The following is a 25,302-nucleotide window of genomic DNA, read 5'->3' as shown; positions in this document are numbered from 1 at the left end:
AAACTTTGGCAAAGTGTATACCCCTAAAAGTGACATATCTGAACTATCGAAAGGAAACGGAATTTTTCAGAAGGAGGTTAAGGGGGGTTTTGGTGAAAAAAGGGTGTAAGATGGGTGGGGTTAGCTTATAGAGAGCTTATAGGAAGCTTATACAAATCTTGGACGATTGTTATAGAAAGGGTATATAAGTTGTTGATAGTGAATAGTTAAAAGTGAGTGGTTAGAGGGTGAAAAGAGAGAAGAAAAGCGAAAGAAATCGGTGTTTATATATAAAGATTATTCATAAGAAGTAAATGGATTAAAAAAAGCTGCCTCATTTTAAGAAGCAGCTTTTTTATTGATTGTTCATTATCAATTGTTCATTAAATTAAACCACGCCTTGGTCGAGCATTGCGTGAGCTACTTTCATAAAGCCTGCGATGTTAGCACCTTTTACGTAGTTAATATAACCTTCTTCCTGACCATATTTGAGGCAAGCGTTGTGGATAGACTCCATAATTTGGTGTAACTTAGCATCCACTTCTTCAGCTCTCCACGCGAGGTGCGCTGCGTTTTGAGTCATTTCAAGACCCGAAGTAGCTACTCCTCCTGCATTCACTGCTTTACCTGGGGCAAAAGGCAATTTAGCATCTTGGAACACTTTGATAGCCTCAGGAGTACAACCCATATTCGATACTTCGGCTACGAGTTTTACACCATTTTTGATAAGCATTTGAGCATCATTGCCGTCTAGTTCGTTTTGGAAAGCACAAGGCAAGGCAATATCACAAGGGATAGTCCACGCTTTTTTACCTGCAGTAAACTTACTTTCTTTAGCAAATTTTTCGGCAAAAGGTGCTACGATGTTGCGGTTAGAAGCGCGGAGTTCGAGCATATAGTCAATCATTTTGTGAGTCATACCATTAGGTACTTCTACACAACCATCGGGGCCTGAAAGTCCGATAACTTTGGCTCCCAACTGAGTTGCTTTTTGTGAGGCACCCCACGCTACGTTACCAAAACCTGATACTACTACGCGTTGTCCTTTGATATCTTTGCCGAGTTTTTTAAGCATATGGTCTACAAAGTAGAGCGCCCCATAACCTGTAGCTTCAGGACGAATGAGTGAACCTCCCCAGTTGATACCTTTACCGGTGAGTACCCCAGTGTTATACTCGTGGGCTAATTTTTTGTACATACCGTACATATAGCCTATTTCGCGTCCGCCTACACCCACGTCGCCAGCAGGCACGTCGGTATCAGGACCTATATATTTCCAAAGTTCGAGCATAAAAGCTTGGCAGAAACGCATAATTTCGGCATCGGATTTACCGGTAGGGTCGAAATCAGCCCCCCCCTTAGCGCCTCCCATAGGCAGGGTAGTGAGGGCGTTTTTGAAAGTTTGTTCGAAGCCAAGGAATTTAAGCATTGAAGGGTTTACAGCTTTGTGGAAGCGGATACCACCTTTATAAGGGCCTATGGCAGCGTTGAACTGCACGCGGTAGCCGAGGTTGCTTTGCACTTCGCCTTTATCGTCTACCCAATCCACGCGGAAGGTGTGAATGCGGTCGGGCTCTACGATGCGTTCTATAATTTTAGCTTTGGCAAATTCGGGGTGCTGGTTGTACACCTCTTGTACTGATTCAAGCACTTCGTGTACTGCTTGCAAGTACTCTTTTTCTCCTGGGTGTTTTGCCTCTAAGGAGGTCATTATTTTTTTTACGTCCATAATATATTTAATTAGTTATGAATTATGTGTTAATGAATTATTTAGTTACACAAATATATTAATGAGCGACAAAAGTAGTTAATATTATTGAAATGTACAAAGAAAACGAAAGAAATTTTTATTAAAAAGATTTATTTTCAAAAGAAAATGAAGTTTTACCTCACATATAAAAAGCCTTTTTGTTGTTCTTCTTTTCCGTGCTTGCTGTAACGAACGATATAGAAATAAGTGCCGTGAAGGGCTTTGCTATTCCCTATAAAACCTTTGGTATTGGCATAGCCTCTAAAATAATCTCCATTTTTTCCATAACGCTCGTTTTTATATACTTTTAAGCCCATCTCATCAAAAATGAGGAGGTGAATAGGACTATTATCATCTGCTCCTTCTGGCGATTAGTAGTTAAAGAAAAACTCCCCCTACTTGATAGTAAGAGGAGTTTAAACTATGTCATTTAAATATATAAATTACAAAGCTACACGTTTGAAAGCAGTAATCTCTATGTTTTTAGATTTTACAAAATCTGATACTTTTTTGCTTTCGTCGTAGATGTACACTTGGTCGAGGAGAGCTTTCTCTTGGTCGAGGGTAGTGTTATCGGAGATGAAACGTTGTATCTTACCAGGAAGGATTTTATCCCAAATTTGTTCTGGTTTACCTTCAGCTTTCAATTCAGCTTTAGCATCGGCTTCAGCTTTAGCTAATACTTCGGGAGTGAGTTGCGCTTGTGAAACGTATTGAGGTACGTGTTTGAGCGGTTTGCCCAAGCGGTGTAACTCTTCGTTTTCTTTTTCGATGATAGCAATGCGTGCTTCGGTTTCTTTAGCGATGTACTCAGGAGAGAAATCTTTGTAAGAAAGGGTTTCAGCACCCATAGCAGCGATTTGCATCGCCAAGTTTTTACCTACTTCGGCAGCATCGGCGATAGCTGCTGATAAGCCTACGATTGCAGCAATTTTGTTACCGTGGTGGATGTAAGAACCTACGAAAGGAGCTTCTACTTTTTCGAAAGCACCGAGTTCTATTTTCTCACCGATTACACCTGTTTGTTCAAGGAGTTTTTCGGCTACGGTAATGCCTTTGTAGTTAAGGGCAAGAAGTTCGTCTTTGCTATTTACAGTAAGAGCAAGATCAGCTAAATCTTTAGCGAGAGCTACGAAATCGGCGTTTTTGGCTACGAAGTCGGTCTCACAGTTGAGAGAGATGATAGCACCTACAGTGTGGTTAGCATTCACTTGTGCGATAGCAGCACCTTCTTTAGAATCGCGGTCAGCGCGTTTAGCTGCTACTTTTTGACCTTTTTTGCGCAATACTTCGATTGCTTTATCGAAATCGCCTTCGGCTTCGATGAGGGCAGCTTTACAGTCCATCATACCTGCGCCGGTAGCTTGGCGGAGTTTATTTACGTCTGCGGCGGTAATATTTGCCATTTTTATTAATGTTTATCCTCTCCCCAGCCCTCCCCCGAGGGGAGGGAGAAGCCGGTGAAAGTGAGTTAAAAAAATAATTTTAAGGCTTTGACAAAGTTTGGGACTTTATCAAAGCTTATTTGATTTATTCAGCTGCTTCAGCTTCTTTGTTAGCTTCGGCTGTTCTACCTGAAAGACCTTCGTTTACAGCTTCGGTGATGTAAGAAAGTACTTTTTCGATAGCTTTTGAAGCGTCGTCGTTGGCAGGGATAGCAAAATCCACCTCACGAGGGTCGGAGTTTGTATCTACCATTGCGAAAATAGGAATGTTTAATTTTTGCGCTTCTCTTACAGCGATGTGTTCACGGAGTGTATCGACTACAAATAGAGCACCAGGGAGGCGAGACATATCGGCGATAGACCCTAAGTTCTTTTCGAGTTTTTCGCGCATACGTTCTACGTGTAGTTTTTCACGTTTTGAAAGGGTATCGAAAGTACCGTCTTTTTTCATTTTGTCGATAGACGACATTTTCTTTACAGCCTTACGGATCGTTACAAAGTTAGTAAGCATACCACCAGGCCAACGCTCGGTGATGTAAGGCATTTTTACTGACGTTGCTTTTTCGGCAACTACGTCTTTTGCTTGTTTTTTAGTAGCCACGAAAAGCACTTTTTTGCCAGAGGCTACGATTTTTTTGAGGGCTTCGGCAGCCTCTTCAATTTTAGCAGCGGTTTTGTACAAGTTGATTACGTGGATACCGTTGCGTTCCATATAGATGTAGGGAGCCATATTAGGATTCCATTTGCGGGTAAGGTGACCGAAATGTACGCCTGCATCTAATAAATCTTTAATTTCTATGTTATTTGCCATTTCTTTTTAAATAGTTTACGTTCCTACTATTAGCAATAGCTTGGAGAGGTTTTGTAAATTTTAGATAACCGCCTGAGCCATTTGGATGCTAAACTAAGGAGCAAATTGATATTAACGTTTAGAGAATTGGAATCTCTTACGGGCTTTTTTCTGACCGAATTTCTTGCGTTCAACCATACGAGGGTCGCGTGTTAAAAGCCCTTCGGGTTTCAATACGGCGCGGTTTTCAGCGTCGAGTTCGCAAAGTGCGCGAGCAATAGCCAAACGAACGGCTTCGGCTTGACCAGTGATACCACCACCATACACGTTTACTTTTACATCGTAAGCATCTTCAGCACCTACAAGGCTGAGGGCTTGTTTTACTTTGTATTGTAGTGTAGGGGTAGTGAAATAATTGTTGAGTTCGCGTTTGTTTACGGTGATAGTACCGTTACCTGCTTTAAGGTAGATACGCGCTACGGCGGTTTTTCGTCTACCAATGGTGTGAATTACTTCCATTATTTCAAATCGTTTAAGTTAATGGTAACAGGTTGTTGAGCTTCTTGTTTGTGCTCGGTACCTGCATACACTTTTAAATTACGTAAAACTGCTACACCCAATCTTGTTTTTGGTAACATACCTTTTACAGCTTTTTCGATGATACGTTCTGGGTGTTTGTCGAGGAGTTGTTTTACTCCTGTGAAGCGTTGTCCTCCTGGGTAACCAGTGTGGCGAAGATAGCTTTTATCTTCCCATTTGTTCCCTGTAAGGTTGATTTTCTCGGCGTTGATAACAATTACGTTATCGCCACAATCAACGTGAGGGGTAAATTCGGGTTTGTACTTACCGCGAAGTAGCTTGGCTACTTTAGAGGCAAGGCGACCCAAAGTCTGTCCATCAGCATCTACCAAGACCCACTTTTTGTTTACAGTGGCTTTATTGGCAGAGATGGTTTTGTAGCTTAATGTGTCCACTCTTTGTGATTTTTATTAAAAATTAAACATTCCTTAATAGTGTCATCAAACGACACTTTTATTTTTAGGGCGCAAAAGTACGACAAATATTTGAAACTGCAAAATTTTTGAGAGGTAAGAGGTAAGAAGTAAGAGGTAATATATTAGAAATTAGAAGATTAAAGAATTAATAGAAATTTCTCGGAGTATTTAAAAGCAGGGGCGACTGAAAGGGTTTGTTTTCAAAGAGTTTTTTTCAAACTACCCCTACAATGTAACGTAAAAGCGATTCTAATATTGTAATATACAAAAACAATATGTTTTTTTTTTTTCTACTCTTGATTCACTTTATTCGTGTAGAGCATATTTACTTGTTGAGCTATAATAACTTTTCAATGATTTTGGGAAAATGTTCATATTCCAATAAGTGAATTTTTTCGGCTAAGGTATCGGGAGTATCGGTGGGGAGTACGGTTGTTTTGGCTTGGAAGATGATATTACCTTCGTCGTAATGTTCGTTTACATAGTGAATGGTGATGCCACTTTCTTTTTCGGCATTGGCAATGACGGCTTCGTGCACGTGTGAGCCATACATTCCTTTGCCACCGTATTTGGGCAAAAGCGAAGGGTGTATGTTGATGATTTTATGAGGATAAGCCTCAGTGAGATAAGCAGGTACTTTCCACAAGAAACCTGCCAGCACGATAAGGTCGGGGTGCTGGGATTTAAGGATATTGAGGACGATATCCGACTCATAGAACGCTTGTCGGTTGAAGACTAAAGAGGGAATGGCTAAGCGTTTGGCACGCGTGAGTACGCCTGCCTGAGGGTTATTGCAGAGTATAAGGCTTACCTGAGCAGTACCTTTTTGATGAAAATAGGTAGCGATACGTTCGGCATTGGAGCCTGAACCTGAGGCAAAAATGATAATCTTTTTCATAGGGGGTAATTTAAACATCTGCCTAACCCCTCTTCAAAGGGGGAAGGTGGAGTGCAAAAGCGATGGGTTATTCTTGGGTGAGTTGATGAGAAAAATCTTCTATGAGTTGGGTTACGGATTTGTAAATAGTGGCGTAATCGGTGAGTTCTTTCCCTATATAGAGAAAGGCAAGGGCATACTTTTCGGTTTTTACGGGCAATAGGTGTTTTTGGAGTCGGTAGCTTTCGCGCAGGCGTCGTTTTAGCAAATTGCGATGTACTGCGCGCTTGAAAGTGCGTTTGGGCACACTGATAAGCAGTTGGTAAGGAGCTTCTAAACTGCTAACAGGGGCGTACAACAACCTAAGCGGATAGCAGGTAAGTGCCTCGGCTTGGGCAAAGAGCTGTTGAATGGCTTCACGCTTGCAGAGTTTTTCGGTTTTGGGAAAGGTAGGCAAAATAAAACACATTAAATTCGACGGCAAAGGTAAGAAAGAATTAACAAATGAACAAATGAGGAGAGTGGTCTTAGCTTATAGAAAGCTTATAGGAAGCTTATACGAATCTTGGAAGATTGGTATAGAAAAGGCGTTAATTCACTGAATATCATATGTTAAACAAATGTTAATAAGAAAAAGGAATAATCAAGGAAAGAGCTAAGAAACGAAAGGGTGGCAGATAGCCGAGAAATCTTTTTATTGTTATTTGCTATTTAATTTGTACATTTGCACCTTAATTGTTGAACTGAGATATTTAAGCATATGAATTTAACACCAGCAATCAGAAAACAATACACTACTGAACAAAAAACGGCTTTGGAAGCTCAGCGCTTGGCTCAAGAGATTGCTTTTGCGCCTGTGGTGTTCCAAATATCACATCTAATGGTAAAACTCGGCGTGTTCGAGGCTTTGTGCAATGCGCCTGAAGGATTGACAATGCAGGAGGTGGCTACTAAAACACAGCTGAGTGACTATGCTGTGAAAATACTTTTGGAGTCGTCGCTTTCCATAGGTACGGTACTCTTGAAAGAGGGCGACCGCTTTGCGATATCGAAAGCAGGTTGGTTTTTGCTTCGCGACAAGACCACCCGTGTGAATATGGAATTCATTCAAGAGGTGTGCTACGAAGGGTTGTTTCACCTTGAAGAAGCACTTAAAGAAGGGAAACCTGCGGGACTTAAAGTGTTTGGGTCTTGGCCTACGATTTATGAGGGGCTCTCACAATTGCCTAAAAAGGCGCAAGAAAAGTGGTTTGCTTTTGACCATTACTATTCTGATTACTCTTTTGAAGATGCTTTAAATATCATTTTTAAACGCCCTGTAAAGACGCTCTTAGACGTGGGAGGTAATACGGGACGCTTTGCGTTAAAGACCGTGAGCTTTAACCCCGATGTACAGGTAACCATTATGGACTTACCTCAGCAACTAGGTTTGATGAAAAACAATATCGCAGGCAAAGAAGGGGCTGACCGTATTGGAGGCTATCCGGCTAATCTGTTGGACGCCTCTGTGCCTTTTCCGAAAGGTTTTGACGTGATATGGATGAGTCAGTTTTTGGATTGCTTCTCAGAAGATGAAGTAACGAGTATTCTCAGTAGGGCAGCTGCTGCGATGGACGCTCATACCGAGTTGTATATTCTGGAAGCCTATTGGGACAGACAACAACACGAAACGGGGGCGTATTGCCTTACCCAAATCAGTGTGTATTTTACGGCAATGGCAAACGGCAACAGCAAGATGTACTATTCGGGTGATATGATAAAATGCGTGGAACGCGCTGGTTTGAAAGTAGTGGATATCTATGACAACTTAGGCACTGGCAATAGCCATACGCTGTTTAAGGTAGTGATTAATGGTTAGTGGTTAATGATTAATGAGTGTTGTGCGACAGGCAGGAGTGAGCCACACGGGTAACTTTTGGGAGAAAATAGATGTATAGGAATATTATAAAACCGGTGTTAGACTTTCTTACAGCATTGATTGCCTTTATTGTGCTGAGTCCTATTTTTGTAGTGGTGATGATAGGGTTGTGGTTTGCTAATAACGGGAAGCCGTTTTTCTATCAGTTACGACCTGGGAAAGGAGAACGCATTTTTAGGATTATCAAGTTCAAAACAATGAACGACCGTTGTGATGCTAACGGACAGCTTTTGCCTGATGCTGAGCGACTCACAAAAATAGGAGCTTTTGTACGGAAGACTTCGCTTGATGAGATTCCACAACTGCTGAATGTACTGAAAGGGGATATGTCGGTTATAGGTCCGAGACCGTTATTGCCTCAGTATTTACCCTTGTATAACGAGACTCAGAAGCGTAGACACGAGGTAAAACCAGGTATCACTGGTTGGGCGCAAGTGAATGGGCGCAATGCTATCAGCTGGGAAAAGAAATTTGAGTTGGACGTGTGGTATGTAGACCACCAATCATTCGTATTAGACCTTAAAATACTGCTACTCACGGTAAAGAAAGTGTTTATACGCGAAGGGATATCACAAGAAGGACAAGCTACAATGGAGGAGTTTAGAGGGGGTCGTAACACGACAAGCAGTTTGTAGCACGACAAGTATTTTTTATAAATGAAAGGAGAAAATAATATATTAATTACGTCGGCAGGGCAACGGGTGGCGTTGTTGCGAGCTTTTCAAAGAGAATTAAAAGAGCTATTCCCTGAGAGCAAGGTGTATGCGGTAGATATGAACCCCGCTTTCTCGCCTGCTTGCCAGATAGCCGATGGATATGCCTCTATATGTAAAGCAACTGATGAGAATTATCCACAAGCCTTATTAGAACAATGTTTGCAATGGGGTGTAAAACTTATTGTCCCTACTATTGATACTGAACTACTGATGCTCGCTAAGCACCAACGACTTTTTTTAGACAGAGGAATTACCCCTGTGGTTTCCTCATTAGCGTTTGTGCAACAATGTAGGGATAAACGACTTACAAACACTTTTTTTCGAGAAAAAGGCATAGAGGTACCTGTTTCTATTGATAAAACACGACCTACTTTTCCGCTCCTTATAAAGCCCTACAATGGTTCGCTTAGCAAAGATATTTTTGTGATACGCAAGGCAGATGAGCTGACTGATTATCACCTTAACAACCCTGACCTGCTTTTTATGGAGTATATAGATCCAAAAATGCACGATGAATATACGGTAGATGCCTATTACAATCGCAATGGAGATTTAAAATGCGCGGTACCCCGCAAACGCATATTTGTGCGTGCAGGTGAAATCAATAAAGGGATTACTGAAAAGAACGTATTAGTGCCATTCGTTACAAAACATCTTGCGCATATTGAAGGGGCAAAAGGCTGTTTAACGATGCAATTTTTTTTAAATCGGACGACAAAACAAGTGATAGCTATTGAAATCAATCCTCGTTTTGGAGGAGGTTTCCCGCTTAGCTATGTCGCAGGAGCTAATTATCCTAAATACTTAATAGAAGAATACTTGTTAGGCAAAGAAATACCAGTGAACAACAATTGGGAAGACCATTTGTTGATGCTTAGGTATGACGAAGCTGTTTTTGTAAGCCATTATGAGTAGCAAGTACATTATTTTTGATTTAGACGATACTTTGGTATATGAAATCGACTATTTGAAGTCGGCTTACCGAGCAATAGCTTCTTTGGTTGTCTCTGAGGCGGTAGCAACGGAAAGGCTTTATAAGCAAATGATTTGTGAATATCAAGAAGGAAGGAATGCTTTTGAATATGTGGCAAAGTACTTTCCACATTTCAGTATGGAACAATTATTGCAGGTTTATAGAAACCATTTCCCTGTAATATCTTTAAATGAAGGAGCACAAGAAGTTTTAGTTTTTTGCAAAGCTCAAGGCTATAAAATAGGACTCATTACTGATGGACGATCAGTTACACAGCGCAATAAGTTGAGAGCTTTAGGGATAGAAGCCCTGTTTGACAAAATTGTTATTTCGGAAGAATTTGGCAGGAGTAAACCTGACTTACACAACTATGAAGTGTTTACAGAAGAAGATATTAAGGCGTATTGCTATATAGGCGACAATCCTACAAAAGACTTTATAGCTCCAAATATATTGGGATGGACGAGTTACTGTTTGCTCAATAAAGGATGGAATATACATCCGCAGGATTTCGAGGTAGCTCCTGAACAACAACCTACCTATATTATCACAGAATTAAAAGAACTTATACACATGTTATGAAAGAAAAAATATGGCTTTCTTCCCCACATATGGGAGGGAACGAACTTAAATATATCCATCAAGCCTTTGAGGAGAATTGGGTAGCGCCCTTAGGTCCTAACGTAAACGGCTTTGAGGAAGATTTACAGCACTTTTTAGGCAATGGAGTGAAAGTATCGGCACTTTCGGCAGGTACGGCAGCCTTGCACTTAGCTCTTATAGAGTGTGGAGTGCAAGTAGGCGATGAGGTGCTCTGTCAATCGATGACTTTTTCGGCTTCTGCTAACCCTATCGTATACCAAGGAGCTACGCCCGTGTTTGTAGATTCGGAAGAAGAAACGTGGAATATATCGCCTATTTTCTTGGAAGAAGCTATTAAAGACCGCATCAAGAAAGGCAAGAAGCCTAAAGCGGTAATCGCTGTATCGCTCTACGGAATGCCTTTCAAAATAGAGGAGGTGCTCTCTCTATGTAAAAAGTATGATATCTCATTGGTGGAAGATGCCGCCGAAGCCTTAGGAAGCACTTACAAAGGAAAACCTTGTGGTACTTTTGGTAGGTTTGGGGTACTGTCGTTCAACGGCAATAAGATTATCACTACCTCAGGAGGAGGGGCTTTGGTATGTCACACTCAAGAAGAGAAAGATAAAGCAGTTTTTTTGAGCACCCAAGCGCGCGACAACGCTCCTCACTACCAGCATTCGCACATAGGGTATAACTACCGTATGAGCAATATTACGGCAGGCATAGGTCGTGGACAAATGGAGGTATTGCCACAGCGCATTGAAGCCCGCCGAAAGATGCACGCTTTTTATGCCGATTTGTTCAAAGGAACTGAAGGGATAAAATTACTTACAGAGCCCAATGAAGATTACTTTTGTAATTATTGGCTTTCGGCTATTACCATTGATAAAACTAAAACAGGATTTGATAGAGAAGACTTGCGATTAGCCTTTTTGGAAGAAAATATTGAAACGCGCCCCTTATGGAAACCTATGCACTTGCAACCTGTGTTTGCCACAGCTCCTTACTACGGTGAAAAGACCTGCGAACGACTGTTTGACAATGGGTTATGTTTGCCTTCAGGTTCTAATCTTACTGATGCAGACCGAGAGAGAATAAAAGGCGTTTTTAAGAAATTATAAAGTGTCTCTATAAAATTAAAAAGAATTTTGTACCTTTGTGCAAATTTTTCCATTTATATTTAAAACAATGCCCCAAACACATACATATAGCGATAATACTTTGGTAAGCTTAGCTACTGCCCGTTACACCCCACGTTGGATAGTGGTGTGTATGGAGGTGCTTTTGCTATTTATAGCTTTATTCTTTTCCTTTTTTGTAGTAGAACGCTTGGGGGTATATATTCCCGACAGTATTCCTCTTTACAAACGCTATTTATTAGTTATCGGGGTGAACATCTTTTTTATGTTCATCTTCCGTACTTATTCAGGGATTATACGGTATTCTACTTTTAGAGATTTGTTTCGCATTCTGCTTTCAAGTGGGTGCACGGTAATAGCAATGTTTATTGCCAACAAGATAAGTCTGCACGTTATAGGTGAAAAAGTGTTGTTGAACCCTATTCTACTGATATATTTTACAGTGTCGTTCATCATACTATTTGTATTTAGGTTATCGGTAAAAGAGTTTTTCTATTTGGTAAAAGAAATTAATAGGCGTACTTCTAAGAGGCGTATTCTTATCTTGGGGATAGATGATGAAGCAGTTGCTTTTGCCAATGGGATTATAGGCAATGCTGCGATTCCTTATTCGGTAGTAGGTTTTCTTACAGGGCGTACGAATCCTAAACAGGCTACTCTATTGGGTAGACCTATTATCTCAAAAGATAAATTTATAGATACTCCTTGTGAAGAATTAGAGGCTGATGGGGTGCTCATAAACAAGAACCATCTTTCGAAAGAAGAGATGACTTTTTGGGTGAATGTGTGTTTAGACAAAGGTTTACAAATACTCAAAACCCCCGCATTACAGAAATTACGTCCAGAAAAAGAAGGATTTAATCTTCATAAAATACAAATAGAAGACCTATTAGGGCGTAGACAGATAGTATTAGATAACGAAGAAGTACGCGAAAAACACTACCACAAAAATATATTGGTGACAGGAGGAGCGGGGTCTATTGGTAGTGAGTTGATACGACAGATAGCTACCTTCACCCCTGCCTTAGTAGTTGTGCTCGACCAAGCAGAAACGCCTCTATACGACATAGAGTTAGAACTTAAAGAGAGTTTCCCAGACATCGCTTTTGAATTTGTTTTAGCCGATATTACTAACTGTGAACGTTTAGAAAGTGTGTTTAAAGCACATAAGTTTTCAGTAGTGTATCACGCGGCTGCCTATAAGCACGTGCCGATGATAGAAGAGAATCCGCACGAAGCTGCGTTGGTAAACATACAAGGGACTAAAAATGTAGCACTTTTGGCTAACAAATATGAAATACCTCACTTTGTGATGATATCCACTGATAAAGCTGTAAACCCCACCAATGTAATGGGAGCTTCAAAGAGGGTGGCAGAGCTTTTTGTACAAGCCTTACAAAACAAAGAAGGCAATAAAACAGCTTTTATCACTACTCGTTTTGGCAATGTGTTGGGCTCTAATGGGTCGGTAATCCCCCATTTTAGGAAACAGATAGAAAAAGGAGGTCCTGTAACCATCACCCACCCTGATATAGTGCGTTACTTTATGACTATACCCGAAGCGTGTGAGTTGGTACTTCAAGCAGGAACTATGGGCAAAGGTGGCGAGATATTTGTTTTTGATATGGGTGAACCCGTGAAGATACTCAACCTTGCTACTCGTATGATTAAACTATCAGGCTATGAACCAAACGTAGATATCAAGCTCGTGTACACAGGTTTGCGTCCTGGTGAGAAACTCTATGAAGAACTATTAAGTGACAGTACTAAAACAATGCCTACTCACCACAAGAAAATAATGATTAGCAAAGACCCTTCAATGTCGTTTACTGAAATAGAGGCACTCACCACCCAAATATATAAAGTAGCTACGCAAGGCGATAAGACAGAAGTAGTGCGTTTATTAAAACAAATAGTAAAGGAGTTTAAAAGCAATAACTCCGAATATGAAACCTTAGATAAGAAAATAGAATGAGAATAGCAGTCATAGGCACTGGGTATGTGGGGTTAGTATCAGGCACTTGCTTTGCCGAAATGGGCAACAAGGTAACCTGCGTAGATGTAAACTCTGAGAAAATAGAGAAGCTCAAACAAGGGGTGATTCCTATTTACGAGCCAGGATTGGAAGAAATGGTACAGAGCAATTTAGGTAAAACACTATTTTTCAATACTGAGCTCGCGGAGGCAATCAAAGATGCTGAGATAGCTTTTATAGCTGTAGGAACTCCTATGGGTGATGATGGGTCGGCAGACTTGCAATATGTGCTTTCGGTAGCCCAAGCCATAGGCGAAACAATGCAAGGAGAGTTAATAGTAGTAGATAAATCGACCGTGCCCGTAGGCACTGCCGACAAGGTACGCACTACCGTGCAAGCTGCCTTGGATAAACGCGGAGTGAATTACAAATTTCACGTGGTGTCCAACCCCGAGTTTTTAAAAGAAGGCAAGGCAATTCAGGATTTTATGAAACCTGATCGCGTGGTAATAGGAGCTGATAGCGATGAGGCTTTTACTAAGATGAAAGCCCTTTACTCATCTTTTTTCTTACAAAACGAACGCTTTATCACGATGGACATTCGTTCGGCAGAGATGACCAAATACGCTGCGAATACTATGCTGGCTACTAAGATTTCATTTATGAACGAAATCGCGAATATCTGTGAGCGTGTAGGGGCTGATGTAAATAAAGTGCGTATAGGGATAGGTTCTGATAGCAGGATAGGCTATAGCTTTATTTACCCAGGATGTGGCTATGGAGGTTCTTGTTTTCCGAAAGACGTATTGGCACTTAAAAAATTAGCAGAAGAGGTAGATTACAAAGCAGAACTGATTGAATCAGTAGATAATGTGAACAACCGTCAGAAGATAGTGATTGCACAGAAAGTAGTTGCCAAATATGGGGAAGACCTCAGCGGCAAAACCTTTGCTGTATGGGGGCTCTCGTTCAAGCCCGAAACCGATGATATGCGCGAAGCTCCTGCTATTTACATCATCAAAGAGCTTATAAAACACGGTGCCAAAGTACAAGCGTATGACCCCAAAGCGGTACACGAGGCAAAGATATGTTACCTAAAAGATATACCCGTAACCTACGTAGATAGTAAATACGAAGCCCTAAAAGGTGCGGACGCTTTGTTGTTGCTTACCGAATGGAAAGAGTTCCGCGTGCCCGATTTCGACGAGATAGCTAAAATGCTAAAAGAAAAAGTAATTTTCGATGGAAGGAATCAGTATAATGCCTTTGAGTTGCCAAGCAAGGGGTGGGAGTATGTCCAGATAGGAGTATAAGAAAGATAAGACCACATTATTTATAAAATATTTTGAGTAAGTATACCATACATTTAAAAAACGACAAATCTTATCCTTGTGATGAGAATACCTCTTTGCTAAGAGCCGCCTTAGATAACGATATCAGTTTAGAATATTCGTGTTTTGAGGCACGTTGCAGGAGTTGCCGTGTAAAAATACTTCAAGGCAAAGTTGAGAATTTGCAAGACGAAAAAGTGCTTACCGCAGAAGAAAAAGCAGCGGGCTATGTACTCTCGTGCAATGTAGTACCTAGATCAGAAGTAATATTAGATGTAGAAGACTTAGCAGTAACATTGCCTAAACCACAAGTTACACCTTGTAAAATAAATAACATCACAGTACTTACTCCTAATATTGTAGAAGTAGTATTGCGCTTGCCCCCAAAGATAGTCTTTCAGTTCTTAGCTGGGCAGTATGTAGATATTATCAGAAACGGACAAAAACGCAGTTATTCTATCAGTCATAGCCAATGTGAAGCCAACGAACTAAGACTCTTTATCCGTAATTATGAAGGAGGTTTATTTAGTCAGTACTGGTTTAACGAAGCCAAACCTAACGACTTATTACGAATGGAAGGCCCGCTGGGTACTTTTTTCTATCGCAATAATCCCAATTGTGAGGAGATCGTTTTAATAGCTACAGGTACTGGAATTGCACCTATAAAAGCAATTTTAGAGCAACTGCAATCTACTCCTAAATTAACAACTCATAAAAAAATATGGCTTTTATGGGGAGGGAGAAAACAAGAAGATCTCTTTTGGCAACCCAAAACAACACTACCTAAATTCACCTATATACCTGTACTCACTCGGGAAGAGCAGTGGCAAGGAGCTAAAGGTTATGTACAAGAAGTAGCCCTACAGCAACCTATTCATTGGCAAAAAGCACAAGTATACGCTTGTGGCAGTGAAGTGATGATACAAAGCGCTCAAAAGCTCCTCTCCCAACAAGGACTAAAAGAAGAAAACTTCTTCGCCGATGCGTTTATAGCAGGTAATAAGTAAATTTTTATAAATAAAAAAATAATTGCCCGTGCGGCTCGCACAAAATTATCTTTATGAAAGCAGTAATATTAGCAGGTGGTCTCGGTACACGCCTCAGTGAAGAGACCGTTGTAAAACCCAAACCAATGGTAGAAATAGGAGGAATGCCCATCTTATGGCATATTCTCAAAATTTATTCACATTATGGCATCAATGAGTTCATCATCTGTTGTGGCTATAAAGGCTATATCATCAAAGAGTACTTTGCCAATTACTTTATGCACCAGTCCGACATCACTTTCGATATGGCAAACAACGAGATGCACGTACACCAAAAACGTGCTGAACCGTGGAAAGTAACCCTCGTAGATACAGGAGAGCACTCTATGACGGGAGGACGCCTTAGAAGAGTATTGCCTTATATAGCCAATGAGGAAGCTTTTTGCTTTACCTATGGCGATGGGGTAGCTGATATTGATATTGCTAAATTACTAGCTTTTCATAAAGCTCACGGCAAGCAAGCTACCCTCACTTCTGTCTACCCCCCAGGTCGCTTTGGAGCTTTAGATATAGTAGACAATCAGATTATGAAGTTCCAAGAAAAACCAAAAGGCGATGGTGCTCTCGTAAACGGAGGTTTCTTTGTCCTTTCACCCAAAGTGATAGAGCGCATCAAAGACGATAATACAATTTGGGAACAAGAACCTCTCAAAGGATTAGCTGCCGACGGACAGCTGATGAGCTACAAACACGAAGGTTTCTGGCAACCAATGGATACCCTCCGCGATAAAATGCTCTTAGAAGAATTATGGCAAACCAATAAAGCTCCTTGGAAAGTATGGTAGTAGGAAAAGTAAATCCTCAATTTTGGAAAGGAAAACGCGTATTTGTTACAGGACACACTGGATTCAAAGGGTCGTGGCTATCCCTATGGCTACAGCTGATGGGAGCCGAAGTAAAAGGATTTTCATTAGCCCCTCCTACCCAGCCCGCCCTCTTTGAAGTCGCTAAAGTAGGTGACAATATGCAAACCGAAATAGGCGACATTCGCAACCTCCAACAGCTATCACAAAGCATACGTGCTTTCAACCCCGATGTGTTATTACATTTAGCTGCTCAACCTTTAGTACGACTTTCCTATAAAGAACCTGTAGACACTTATAGTACCAATGTAATGGGTACTGTAAACGTTTTGGAAGCAGCTCGATATGCCCCTCAGCTGAAATCGGTAGTTATTATCACTACCGATAAGTGTTATGAGAACCGAGAATGGGAATGGGGCTATCGTGAAAACGAACCTATGGGCGGACACGACCCTTATAGCAATAGCAAAGGCTGTGCTGAGTTAGTAGTCTCTGCCTATCGCCGTTCATTTTTTTATACTAACGATACCGCAGCTGTAGCCTCAGCCCGTGCAGGTAATGTAATAGGAGGAGGTGATTGGGCTGACGACCGGTTGATACCCGATATCTTGCGAGCTTTTGAGCAACAACAGCCCGTAATTATCCGTAACCCCCTCTCTACACGTCCATGGCAGCACGTATTAGAACCCCTCTCAGGCTATTTGGTATTAGCTGAACGCTTGTATAATGAGGGCAATGCCTTTGCCGAAGGTTGGAATTTTGGACCTAAGGACGACGATTGCCAGCCTGTACAATGGATATTAGAAAAAATGGTACAATTTTGGGGCGAAGGAGCCCGTTATGAATGGGACAAGAGCGAACAGCCTCACGAAGCTAACTTTCTAAAACTCGACTGTTCCAAAGCTGCTACCCGACTCAAATGGCATCCTCAATGGCGACTCGCCGATACTTTAGAAAAAATCGTCCATTGGCATCGCGCGTGGCTACGAGGAGCAGATATGCAAACCCACTGCCTTTACGAAATCAAAGGCTATATGGAATACTCAAACTAACAACAAGAAAAACACTACAATAAATGACCTTAGACAGCATCAGAGAAGAAATAGCAAAATTAGTAACCCAATATGCCGAAGAGGCTTACAAACCCCAACCCTTTGAAGCAGGAAAAACGGTAATCCCTCCTTCAGGAAAAGTAATCGGTGAGCAAGAACTCCAAAATATGGTCGCCGCCTCTCTCGACGCTTGGCTCACCACAGGACGTTTCAACCATGCTTTCGAAGAAAAGTTAGCCGCCTTTCTGGGGGTAAAATACTGCATCACTGTAAACTCAGGGTCTTCAGCCAACTTAGTAGCCTTTAGTGCGCTCACATCACCTAAATTAGGTGACCGTGCTATCAAAAAAGGTGATGAAGTAATAGGCGTTGCAGCAGGATTCCCTACTACGGTGAACCCTATTGTTCAGTTTGGGGCTATACCCGTATTTGTAGATGTAGACTTACACACACATAATGTAAATGCTGACCTTATAGAACAAGCTATTACCCCTAAAACAAAGGCGATAATGCTCGCCCATACTTTGGGAAACCCTTTCAACTTAGAAAAAATAAAAGCCCTTTGTGAGAAATATAACCTTTGGCTCGTAGAAGACTGCTGCGATGCTCTCGGCGCTACTTACAACGGACAAAAAGTAGGTACGTTTGGTGATATTGCAACACTTAGTTTCTATCCAGCTCACCATATCACAATGGGCGAGGGAGGGGCAGTATTTACTAACAATGCCGAGCTAAAAACCATAGCTGAGTCTTTCCGCGATTGGGGGCGTGATTGCTATTGTGCACCAGGTTGTGACAACACTTGCAACTGCCGTTTCTCGCAACAGCACGGTGATTTGCCTTTTGGATATGACCATAAGTATGTATATTCACATTTAGGTTACAACCTAAAAATTAGCGATATGCAAGCCGCTTGCGGATTAGCACAGTTAGACCGCGTAGAGGAGTTTATAGAAAAACGCCGTAAAAATTTCGCCTACCTCAAAGAGCGACTCCAAACCCTTACTGATTTTTTATACCTACCAGAGGCAACCCCCAATAGCAACCCTTCGTGGTTTGGTTTTCCTATCACCCTTAAAGAAGATGCAGGTACCGCACGGGTAGATTTACTCCGTTTTTTAGACCAGCACAAGATAGGCACACGTTTACTATTTGCGGGAAACCTCACTAAGCAGCCTTACTTTAAAGGAGTGGAATACCGTGTAGTGGGTGACCTTACTAATACCGATATCACAATGAATCAAACCTTTTGGGTAGGTATTTATCCAGCTTTAGGCGAAGAACATTTAGACTATATCGCAGAAAAATTAGAAGAATATTTTGGGGTGAATTTCTAACTTTAGCACAAATAGGTTTCTTTACAATATCACCCTCATCAGCGCAAGCTGAAGCATTCGTGCAAATTCGTGTAATTCGTGGGCAAACCCCCATCAGCGTAAGCTGAACGTGCCTTTCGTGGGAGTTTTTTCAATCCTACATAGAGCAAGAATTTGAAATAGCAATATAATTATGACAATACTTTTAACGGGCGCAACAGGATTCCTCGGCAGTCATTTGCTGAAGGCATTGGTAAACAAAAGCTATGAGGTAGTAGTACTCAAACGCTCTACCTCTAATATGTGGCGTTTAAAAGGTTTTGAAAACACCTTTAAAAGCTATGATATAGACCAAGTTCCTTTGCAAAAAGCCTTTGAAGAACAATATATAGACACTATCATTCATACAGCCTGTGTGTATGGTAGAAAAGGAGAGAGTATACAACAAATACTTGAAACCAATTTAATGCTTGGTATAGAGTTGCTTAACACCGGGACCTTTTTTAACACCGGGACCTTTTTTAACACCGGGACCTTATTATATAAATATTTAAATTATTACGCTTTATCGAAAAAACAATTTGAAGAGTGGTTGCAATTGGCGTCTGATAAAATACAAGTGGTAAACTTAAAATTAGAACATATGTTTGGAGAACAAGATGGCAATGACAAATTTACCTCTTGGATCTTGAATGAACTCCAGCAGGAAAAAAACATCATCCCACTCACCGCAGGCACACAAAAGCGTGATTTTATCTATATAGACGATGTGGTAAGTGCCTACCTTACTTGTTTAGAACAAGCACCACAACTAAAAGCTTTTAATGATATAGAGGTAGGTACAGGTGTACTCACTCCCGTAAAGACTTTTGTAATACTTGTCAAAGAGGTATTAGAAAAACTTAAAGGCAAACCAATAAAAACACAGTTGAATTTTGGAGCACTTCCTTACCGAGAGGGGGAGATTATGGAACCTCAAGTAGATAACCATATTTTACGTTCTTTAGGATGGAAACCTAAAAAGAGTTTAGAAGAAAATATATGGAACTTTGTAAAAAACGAAATAAATAATTAATAGTCTTGATAGCAATTTTAGGAGCAGGCATAGCAGGCATAGCAGCAGGATACCATTTATCACAAAGGGGTATTGAACATACTATCTTTGAGAAAAATGCTTTTTGGGGAGGATTGTGTGATAACTTCTCAATAGGAGAAGGTTTCTTGTTTGATAAGTTTGTCCATCTTTCTTTTACAAAATCAGAAGTAGTAAAAAATCTTTTCCAAAACAATACTACTTTCTATAGTCATAAACCTGAATCGTCTAATTACTATAAGAATTTATGGCTAAAACATCCAGTCCAAAACAACCTTGCTCCCCTATCCATAGAAGAAAAGGTAAAAATTATAGAAGACTTTGTTGCTAAACCTACTCTTAATACTATTCAGAATTATGAAGATTGGCTATTAGTGCAATTTGGAACGTATTTTAAAGAGCATTTTTCAGAAAAATACACTTATAAGTATTGGGCACTTCCTTCAAAAGAGCTCACTACAGACTGGTTAGGAGGTCGGATTAGTATTCCATCTTTAGAAACTCTATTAAGAGGAGCTTTTGAAGTGCAAGAAGAGAACTTTTATTACGCTCAAGAGATGTGCTATCCACAACAAGGAGGCTATAAAAGTTTCCTAAATACAATGGCTGCAAATACATCTATAAAAACACAAAAAGAAGTTGTTCTTATTGACCCTATTTACAAGAAAATTAGTTTTACAGATGGTTCAGAAACTAACTATGAAAAACTTATTAGCTCTTTACCTCTGCCTGAGATAGTAAAAATTATAAAAGATGCTCCTAAAAGCATTCTTGAAGCAGGTAAGAAACTGTTGGCAACCTCAGGTCAGTTAGTGTCTATAGGATTCAATCGCCCTAATATACCTAAACACTTATGGTTTTATATCTATGATGAGGATATTTTGCCTGCAAGAGCCTATTCTCCTTCACTAAAGTCTCCATATAATGTACCAAAAGGAAAAAGTTCACTACAATTTGAGACTTATTTTTCAAAAATGAAGCCTAAACAGCTTTCTGGTGATAGTTTGGTTGCTCATATCATAGAGAAAGGCATACAGATGCAACTTTGGGAGCTTAACGACATTGCAGTTTCCGATTATCGAGAAGAAAAATACGCTAACGTAGTATTTGATTTCAATAGGAAAAGCAATGTAGCACTAATACAAGATTATTTGAAGTCAGTAGGTATTATTAGTATAGGACGGTTTGGAGAATGGGATTATTTTTGGAGTGACCAAAGTTTACTAAGCGGCTTTGAAGGAGCTAATACAATAGAAAACAGATGATAAACATAAGTAAAACAGATGTACTTTGGAATTATATAGCACAGTTCTTTAGTTTAGCTTCAGGGCTCATTACCCTACCTCTTATTTTAAAGATGCTAACAGTTGAAGAAATAGCTCTCAACTATATTTTCCTAACCGTTTCATCGTTAGTACTCCTCTTCGACTTTGGTTTTTCTCCTCAATTTAGCCGAAATGTGAGCTATGTGTATGGAGGAGCACAAAAACTAAAAAAAGAAGGTATAGACGATACTCCCTCTGGAGAAGTGGGTATCAACTACCGATTAATTGCAACTCTCGTAAAAGTAGGTCAGTTTGTTTATCTCCGTTTGGCTTTGTTCGTACTATTGGTAATGCTAACGGTCGGAAGTTTATATATTTATAAAGTTACTGATGGCTTCCATTCTGTAGCCCATTCATTACCTATTTGGATACTTTTTTCGCTTTCTACAGCTTTTACTATTTATTATGAATATTATAATTTCCTTTTGACAGGAAAAGGTGCTATCAAAGAAACAAAGATAGCTTTACTCGCCTCTCGGATTGTTTATATAGGACTTACTTTTTTATTTTTGTATTTAGGTTGGGGACTGATGGGAGTTGTATTGGCAAATTTTATAGCTCCTTTTGTAAATAGAATGTTGTGTTATCGATTCCTTTTCACAGAAGATTTTAAAAACCAATTGAAACCTTACAATATTAGCAAGGAAGAAATCAGTGCAACTTTTGATATTATATGGTACAATGCTAAAAAATTGGGGTTAGTTTTTGTAGGAGCTTATGCTATTACAAAATTTAGTATGTTTCTAGCTGGTTTATACTTATCAAACGCAGAAATAGCTTCTTATGGATTGATGATGCAATTAGTAAACATACTCTCGGCAGTAGCTACTACTTTTTTTATTACCTTCCAACCCAAATTTGCAGCCTTACGTGTAGAAGGTAATCAGCAGGGATTTGTACAATTGTTTGCCTTTAGTATGATCATTTTTTATATTTTATTTACTTTGGGCGGATGCAGTTTGTTGTTTTTTGGCAATACAGCCTTAAATTACATACACTCAAATGCTTTTTTGCCCAATAAACTTATTCTTTGCCTTTATATAATAGTTGTACTTTTAGAAAACAATCACTCACATTTTGCTACAGCTATTATCAGTAAAAACAACATCCCTTTTGTTAAACCAGCTCTTATAGCAGGAATTGGGATAGCGATAGGGAGCTTTGTAGTGTTGAAATACACTTTCTTAGGAATTTTAGGTCTAGTCCTCGTACAAGGCTTTTGTCAAGTGGTGTACAACAATTGGAAATGGCCACTTGTTGTACTTAGAGAGTTTAAAATCACAATGCTCCAATTCGTACATATAGGCGTACAAGAAACGTATTACAAACTAAAAACCTTTTTTCAATGAGATATACAGCAGTAACCCAAATACCCTCTATAGCTATAAAGCAAGGAACGGTTCCTGAAGGAGCTCAAATTACAATCGCAATCCCTACCTACAAACGAGCTCATTTGCTTAGAGAAACCATCGATAGTTGTTTAGCTCAACAAACAAACTATCCTTTCGCTATAATGGTAATAGATAATAATCCTGAGCGAGAGTGTAAAACAGAACAATTGTTACGAGAGTATGAAGCTATTCCTCATCTGTTTTATTATAAAAACACTGAGAACATAGGGATGACAGGTAATTGGAACAAACTTTTTGAACTGGCTCAAACAAACTTTGTGGTAATGCTTCACGATGATGATTTGCTGTATAATGATTACGTAGAGAAAGTAGAATGTATATTGAGGAAATATAATTATGATATAAATGCTTTATTCTTAGATATAAAAGTTTTTTCTAATTATAAAAATATACCAAAAAGAGATTCTAAAAAAATGACTATTAAAAGTATTATACCTTTTGATTTCTCATTTGGTAATAGTTGTGCTCCTACTGGAGTACTAATTAAAAGAAGTGTATTCATAAATTTAGATGGATTTAATGATTCTTATTTTCCTTCATCAGATTATGAAATGTATGTAAGGCTTTCCTATCTTGGAAAAACATTTAAGTTATTTGATTATACTCTATCATTATATAGAATTTCAGAAAATGAGAGTATGAACTCTGATACTATCTTAAGAATGAGTGAGAAAGATAAAATAATCACAAATGACATAGTAAAAAGCTATCCAACATTATATAAAAAATTATTTTATATTTATCAAAAAAATAGAGAACTTTTACATTTCATAGGTGCAAAAGAAGTTTTTAAAGTTAACTTTCCTGAAATAAACCAGAAAATAAGAGAACTAAAAAGCAAAATAATATTTTTTGACAAATTAATTTTCTTAGGCTGGCGTGTTTTTATAAAATTACACTTTATGCTAAAGCCTAAAACAACTATAAAACTATGAATATAGGTATTTTATACATTGCTACAGGTAGATATATTACATTTTGGGAAGACTTTTTTAAAAGCGCTGAAAAGTACTTTATTACAGAAGCTACTAAACACTATTTTGTATTTACTGATACACAAAACTCTATAGAGGGAGAAGATACAAAACGTGTAAAACGTATCTACCAACAAAAATTAGGCTGGCCCTATGATACACTTATGCGATTTGAAATTTTTCTAAAAGCTGAAAAGGAGCTTGAGCAGATGGACTATATCTTCTTCTTCAACGCTAATATGAAATTTATCCAAAATGTTGAAGCCGAAGAATTCTTACCTATTAAAGAAAACTTATTAGGAATTAGACATCCTATCTTTCTTAATAATCGAAATATGTTCACCTATGATAGAACTCCTCTTTCATTAGCTTATATGGAAGAAGATGAAGGGGAAAACTATTTTATGGGTAGTTTAAATGGTGGAAAAACTAAAGAATATTTAACTCTCATTCATACATTAGCTAAAAATACACAAAAAGACCTCGAAAACAATATTGTTGCTTTGTGGCATGACGAAAGTCATCTAAATCGCTATTTTTATGATCACAAAAATGAAGTCCGTATCTTACCTATAGGATATTTTGATGCAGAAAGAAAAAAAATTATAGAAAAAACAAAAATTATTCTTCAAGACAAAGGACATTATCGTTTTGGCGGACATTTATGGCTTAGAGGGCAAACAAACAAAAAATTAACGAAATTTGAATGGCAATTTGATAATTTAAAAAATATGATAAAAAGAAATTTTACACAGTTTTTTAAATCTATATTCCATAACCAAACTAACTATGTATTTTTGCAAGGAGGTTTAGGTAATCAACTCTATATGCTTTCGTATGCTTTTTATCTTAAAAAACAAGGGTTTGAGAATGTAAGGATGATTACTTTTTATCAAAAAACCAAAGGAAACACAAAGGATAAAAACAAACGGAATCTTCTCACTGAATTACCTGAGAAATTAGATTTAAAACTTTCTTATATCCCTAAATATTTGTTTGCTGTGCTGAAACGTTTGCAATGGCTGCCTCTGTACAAAAGTTTATGGAGTAAAATAATAAATATAGATATTGAGCCTTTAAAAGAATGGGCTGTATATCGCCCAGTGATAAATCACACAGCTATTTTTAAATACCATATAGGTTTCTACCAAGCTTATCAGTATATTACAAATGAATTTAAAGAACAAATAAGGAAAGTTACACAGGAATTAGTTCCCAACAACTCCTCTTATGTCGTTTCAAAAAATGATATAGCAATACATATCCGCAGAGGAGATTTTTTTACTAATGGGAATGAAAATATTTATAGCAGAATCGAAGTGTCATACTATTTAAAAGCCTTAGCCTTACTTTCTAATAAGATAAAAATTGAAAAAGTATATATTTTTTCAGATGATTTTAAAGCCATACAAGAGGATATACAAAAAATAAACAAACTATATGAGGTGATCCTAATAGAAGGACAATCTGTGTTAGAAGATTTTGCTATTTTACAACAATTTAGTAATTTTGTCATAGGAAATAGTACTTTCGCTTGGTGGACTGCAATACTTGCAAAGCCTGATAATGTAGTAGTTCCTAAAAAACCTTGGAAAATAGAAATGAAAGGGATGTCTCCTTATCCCAAAGAATGGATACAACTTGAAAATGAAATTAACATTTAATATACGCAATCTCTCTCTCTCTCTTATAATCACATTTTCAGGATTTTATCTTACTAAAATAGTTCCTATAAGTCCTATATATTTTTTCTATTTGATAGGAACTATAGTAATGTTAAGTCTTAGAATATTCAATCATATTCCCTT

General features: G+C 38.9%; 23 protein-coding genes and 1 pseudogene. 16 read left to right on the top strand and 8 right to left on the bottom strand.

Translation table 11 applies throughout. The annotated features are described in order from the left end of the window. Positions 1–367 precede the first annotated feature (367 nt). From gdhA to HMPREF1320_RS01840, 8 genes and pseudogenes are all read right to left on the bottom strand, one after another. The gene (gdhA, locus tag HMPREF1320_RS01875) at positions 368–1,708 is read right to left on the bottom strand and encodes an NADP-specific glutamate dehydrogenase (protein WP_034553850.1); all 1,341 of its coding nucleotides are present in this window, start codon (positions 1,706–1,708) and stop codon (positions 368–370) included. Between the two features lie 155 nt (positions 1,709–1,863). Then, a pseudogene (locus HMPREF1320_RS01870) lies at positions 1,864–2,094 on the bottom strand (gliding motility-associated C-terminal domain-containing protein); the annotation flags it as partial. Between the two features lie 78 nt (positions 2,095–2,172). Further along, the gene (gene tsf, locus HMPREF1320_RS01865) at positions 2,173–3,135 is read right to left on the bottom strand and encodes a translation elongation factor Ts (protein WP_009417240.1); all 963 of its coding nucleotides are present in this window, start codon (positions 3,133–3,135) and stop codon (positions 2,173–2,175) included. A gap of 124 nt (positions 3,136–3,259) precedes the next feature. Continuing rightward, on the bottom strand, positions 3,260–3,985 hold the full coding sequence (rpsB, locus tag HMPREF1320_RS01860; protein ID WP_009417221.1) for a 30S ribosomal protein S2: 726 nt from the start codon (positions 3,983–3,985) through the stop codon (positions 3,260–3,262). A gap of 111 nt (positions 3,986–4,096) precedes the next feature. After that, positions 4,097–4,483, bottom strand: coding sequence for a 30S ribosomal protein S9 (gene rpsI / locus HMPREF1320_RS01855; RefSeq protein WP_002674299.1), 387 nt, complete (start codon positions 4,481–4,483; stop codon positions 4,097–4,099). Next, a complete protein-coding gene (gene rplM, locus HMPREF1320_RS01850; protein WP_009417226.1) occupies positions 4,483–4,938 on the bottom strand; it encodes a 50S ribosomal protein L13 in 456 nt (151 codons plus the stop codon). The genes rpsI and rplM overlap by 1 nt, the downstream gene beginning before the upstream one ends. A gap of 358 nt (positions 4,939–5,296) precedes the next feature. Continuing rightward, positions 5,297–5,857, bottom strand: a complete 561-nt coding sequence (gene purN, locus HMPREF1320_RS01845; RefSeq protein ID WP_009417209.1) for a phosphoribosylglycinamide formyltransferase — start codon at positions 5,855–5,857, stop codon at positions 5,297–5,299. A gap of 67 nt (positions 5,858–5,924) precedes the next feature. Continuing rightward, positions 5,925–6,305, bottom strand: a complete 381-nt coding sequence (locus HMPREF1320_RS01840; RefSeq protein WP_002674290.1) for a ribonuclease P protein component — start codon at positions 6,303–6,305, stop codon at positions 5,925–5,927. Positions 6,306–6,596: 291 nt separating this feature from the next. On the opposite strand from HMPREF1320_RS01840, the gene HMPREF1320_RS01835 reads away from it, so the two are divergent. From HMPREF1320_RS01835 to HMPREF1320_RS01760, 16 genes are all read left to right on the top strand, one after another. Then, positions 6,597–7,694, top strand: a complete 1,098-nt coding sequence (locus HMPREF1320_RS01835) for a class I SAM-dependent methyltransferase (protein ID WP_009417208.1) — start codon at positions 6,597–6,599, stop codon at positions 7,692–7,694. A 71-nt stretch (positions 7,695–7,765) separates the two neighbouring features. Next, on the top strand, positions 7,766–8,389 hold the full coding sequence (locus tag HMPREF1320_RS01830; RefSeq protein ID WP_009417217.1) for a sugar transferase: 624 nt from the start codon (positions 7,766–7,768) through the stop codon (positions 8,387–8,389). Positions 8,390–8,410: 21 nt separating this feature from the next. Then, the gene (locus HMPREF1320_RS01825) at positions 8,411–9,385 is read left to right on the top strand and encodes an ATP-grasp domain-containing protein (protein WP_009417224.1); all 975 of its coding nucleotides are present in this window, start codon (positions 8,411–8,413) and stop codon (positions 9,383–9,385) included. Further along, complete coding sequence (locus tag HMPREF1320_RS01820) at positions 9,378–10,025, top strand: HAD family hydrolase (RefSeq protein WP_009417228.1); 648 nt, start codon at positions 9,378–9,380, stop codon at positions 10,023–10,025. Before HMPREF1320_RS01825 ends, HMPREF1320_RS01820 begins: the two co-directional genes overlap by 8 nt. Beyond that, entirely contained in the window at positions 10,022–11,149 is a 1,128-nt protein-coding gene (locus HMPREF1320_RS01815; RefSeq protein WP_009417230.1) for a DegT/DnrJ/EryC1/StrS family aminotransferase, read from the top strand. The genes HMPREF1320_RS01820 and HMPREF1320_RS01815 overlap by 4 nt, the downstream gene beginning before the upstream one ends. 67 nt (positions 11,150–11,216) lie before the next feature. Beyond that, entirely contained in the window at positions 11,217–13,142 is a 1,926-nt protein-coding gene (locus HMPREF1320_RS01810; protein ID WP_009417232.1) for a nucleoside-diphosphate sugar epimerase/dehydratase, read from the top strand. Then, positions 13,139–14,455 carry a UDP-glucose dehydrogenase family protein gene (locus tag HMPREF1320_RS01805; protein WP_009417223.1) on the top strand — a complete coding sequence of 439 codons (1,317 nt, stop codon included), beginning with the start codon at positions 13,139–13,141 and terminating at the stop codon, positions 14,453–14,455. The genes HMPREF1320_RS01810 and HMPREF1320_RS01805 overlap by 4 nt, the downstream gene beginning before the upstream one ends. Positions 14,456–14,487: 32 nt before the next feature. Then, positions 14,488–15,480: a 2Fe-2S iron-sulfur cluster-binding protein gene (locus HMPREF1320_RS01800; protein WP_009417211.1), complete on the top strand. Its 993-nt coding sequence runs from the start codon at positions 14,488–14,490 to the stop codon at positions 15,478–15,480. Between the two features lie 53 nt (positions 15,481–15,533). Then, positions 15,534–16,304, top strand: coding sequence for a glucose-1-phosphate cytidylyltransferase (rfbF, locus tag HMPREF1320_RS01795; RefSeq protein WP_009417218.1), 771 nt, complete (start codon positions 15,534–15,536; stop codon positions 16,302–16,304). Then, positions 16,298–17,374: a CDP-glucose 4,6-dehydratase gene (gene rfbG / locus HMPREF1320_RS01790; RefSeq protein ID WP_009417205.1), complete on the top strand. Its 1,077-nt coding sequence runs from the start codon at positions 16,298–16,300 to the stop codon at positions 17,372–17,374. Before rfbF ends, rfbG begins: the two co-directional genes overlap by 7 nt. Positions 17,375–17,397: 23 nt before the next feature. Next, complete coding sequence (gene rfbH, locus HMPREF1320_RS01785; RefSeq protein ID WP_009417215.1) at positions 17,398–18,711, top strand: lipopolysaccharide biosynthesis protein RfbH; 1,314 nt, start codon at positions 17,398–17,400, stop codon at positions 18,709–18,711. A gap of 172 nt (positions 18,712–18,883) precedes the next feature. Then, positions 18,884–19,765, top strand: a complete 882-nt coding sequence (locus tag HMPREF1320_RS01780; RefSeq protein ID WP_009417227.1) for an NAD-dependent epimerase/dehydratase family protein — start codon at positions 18,884–18,886, stop codon at positions 19,763–19,765. 5 nt (positions 19,766–19,770) lie between these two features. Then, on the top strand, positions 19,771–21,048 hold the full coding sequence (locus tag HMPREF1320_RS01775) for a protoporphyrinogen/coproporphyrinogen oxidase (RefSeq protein WP_009417225.1): 1,278 nt from the start codon (positions 19,771–19,773) through the stop codon (positions 21,046–21,048). Then, complete coding sequence (gene wzx / locus HMPREF1320_RS01770; RefSeq protein ID WP_009417213.1) at positions 21,045–22,457, top strand: O-unit flippase-like protein; 1,413 nt, start codon at positions 21,045–21,047, stop codon at positions 22,455–22,457. Before HMPREF1320_RS01775 ends, wzx begins: the two co-directional genes overlap by 4 nt. Further along, positions 22,454–23,455 carry a glycosyltransferase family 2 protein gene (locus HMPREF1320_RS01765; RefSeq protein ID WP_009417238.1) on the top strand — a complete coding sequence of 334 codons (1,002 nt, stop codon included), beginning with the start codon at positions 22,454–22,456 and terminating at the stop codon, positions 23,453–23,455. The genes wzx and HMPREF1320_RS01765 overlap by 4 nt, the downstream gene beginning before the upstream one ends. Beyond that, positions 23,452–25,158, top strand: coding sequence for a family 6 glucosyltransferase (locus HMPREF1320_RS01760; RefSeq protein ID WP_009417245.1), 1,707 nt, complete (start codon positions 23,452–23,454; stop codon positions 25,156–25,158). The genes HMPREF1320_RS01765 and HMPREF1320_RS01760 overlap by 4 nt, the downstream gene beginning before the upstream one ends. Positions 25,159–25,302: the final 144 nt, after the last annotated feature.

It is taken from the genome of Capnocytophaga sp. oral taxon 335 str. F0486 (assembly GCF_000277665.1).
GTDB classification, from domain to species: domain Bacteria; phylum Bacteroidota; class Bacteroidia; order Flavobacteriales; family Flavobacteriaceae; genus Capnocytophaga; species Capnocytophaga ochracea.
This window is presented reverse-complemented; position numbering and strand designations above follow the sequence as displayed.

Excerpts from the sequence above, each read along its gene's own strand:
- gdhA (WP_034553850.1), bottom strand. The coding sequence starts at position 1,708 with ATGGACGTAAAAAAAATAATGACCTCCTTAGAGGCAAAACACCCAGGA.
- tsf (WP_009417240.1), bottom strand. The coding sequence starts at position 3,135 with ATGGCAAATATTACCGCCGCAGACGTAAATAAACTCCGCCAAGCTACC.
- rpsB (WP_009417221.1), bottom strand. The coding sequence starts at position 3,985 with ATGGCAAATAACATAGAAATTAAAGATTTATTAGATGCAGGCGTACAT.
- rpsI (WP_002674299.1), bottom strand. The coding sequence starts at position 4,483 with ATGGAAGTAATTCACACCATTGGTAGACGAAAAACCGCCGTAGCGCGT.
- purN (WP_009417209.1), bottom strand. The coding sequence starts at position 5,857 with ATGAAAAAGATTATCATTTTTGCCTCAGGTTCAGGCTCCAATGCCGAA.
- HMPREF1320_RS01840 (WP_002674290.1), bottom strand. The coding sequence starts at position 6,305 with ATGTGTTTTATTTTGCCTACCTTTCCCAAAACCGAAAAACTCTGCAAG.
- HMPREF1320_RS01835 (WP_009417208.1), top strand. The coding sequence starts at position 6,597 with ATGAATTTAACACCAGCAATCAGAAAACAATACACTACTGAACAAAAA.
- HMPREF1320_RS01830 (WP_009417217.1), top strand. The coding sequence starts at position 7,766 with ATGTATAGGAATATTATAAAACCGGTGTTAGACTTTCTTACAGCATTG.
- HMPREF1320_RS01825 (WP_009417224.1), top strand. The coding sequence starts at position 8,411 with ATGAAAGGAGAAAATAATATATTAATTACGTCGGCAGGGCAACGGGTG.
- HMPREF1320_RS01820 (WP_009417228.1), top strand. The coding sequence starts at position 9,378 with ATGAGTAGCAAGTACATTATTTTTGATTTAGACGATACTTTGGTATAT.
- HMPREF1320_RS01815 (WP_009417230.1), top strand. The coding sequence starts at position 10,022 with ATGAAAGAAAAAATATGGCTTTCTTCCCCACATATGGGAGGGAACGAA.
- HMPREF1320_RS01810 (WP_009417232.1), top strand. The coding sequence starts at position 11,217 with ATGCCCCAAACACATACATATAGCGATAATACTTTGGTAAGCTTAGCT.
- HMPREF1320_RS01805 (WP_009417223.1), top strand. The coding sequence starts at position 13,139 with ATGAGAATAGCAGTCATAGGCACTGGGTATGTGGGGTTAGTATCAGGC.
- rfbF (WP_009417218.1), top strand. The coding sequence starts at position 15,534 with ATGAAAGCAGTAATATTAGCAGGTGGTCTCGGTACACGCCTCAGTGAA.
- rfbG (WP_009417205.1), top strand. The coding sequence starts at position 16,298 with ATGGTAGTAGGAAAAGTAAATCCTCAATTTTGGAAAGGAAAACGCGTA.
- rfbH (WP_009417215.1), top strand. The coding sequence starts at position 17,398 with ATGACCTTAGACAGCATCAGAGAAGAAATAGCAAAATTAGTAACCCAA.
- HMPREF1320_RS01780 (WP_009417227.1), top strand. The coding sequence starts at position 18,884 with ATGACAATACTTTTAACGGGCGCAACAGGATTCCTCGGCAGTCATTTG.
- wzx (WP_009417213.1), top strand. The coding sequence starts at position 21,045 with ATGATAAACATAAGTAAAACAGATGTACTTTGGAATTATATAGCACAG.
- HMPREF1320_RS01765 (WP_009417238.1), top strand. The coding sequence starts at position 22,454 with ATGAGATATACAGCAGTAACCCAAATACCCTCTATAGCTATAAAGCAA.
- HMPREF1320_RS01760 (WP_009417245.1), top strand. The coding sequence starts at position 23,452 with ATGAATATAGGTATTTTATACATTGCTACAGGTAGATATATTACATTT.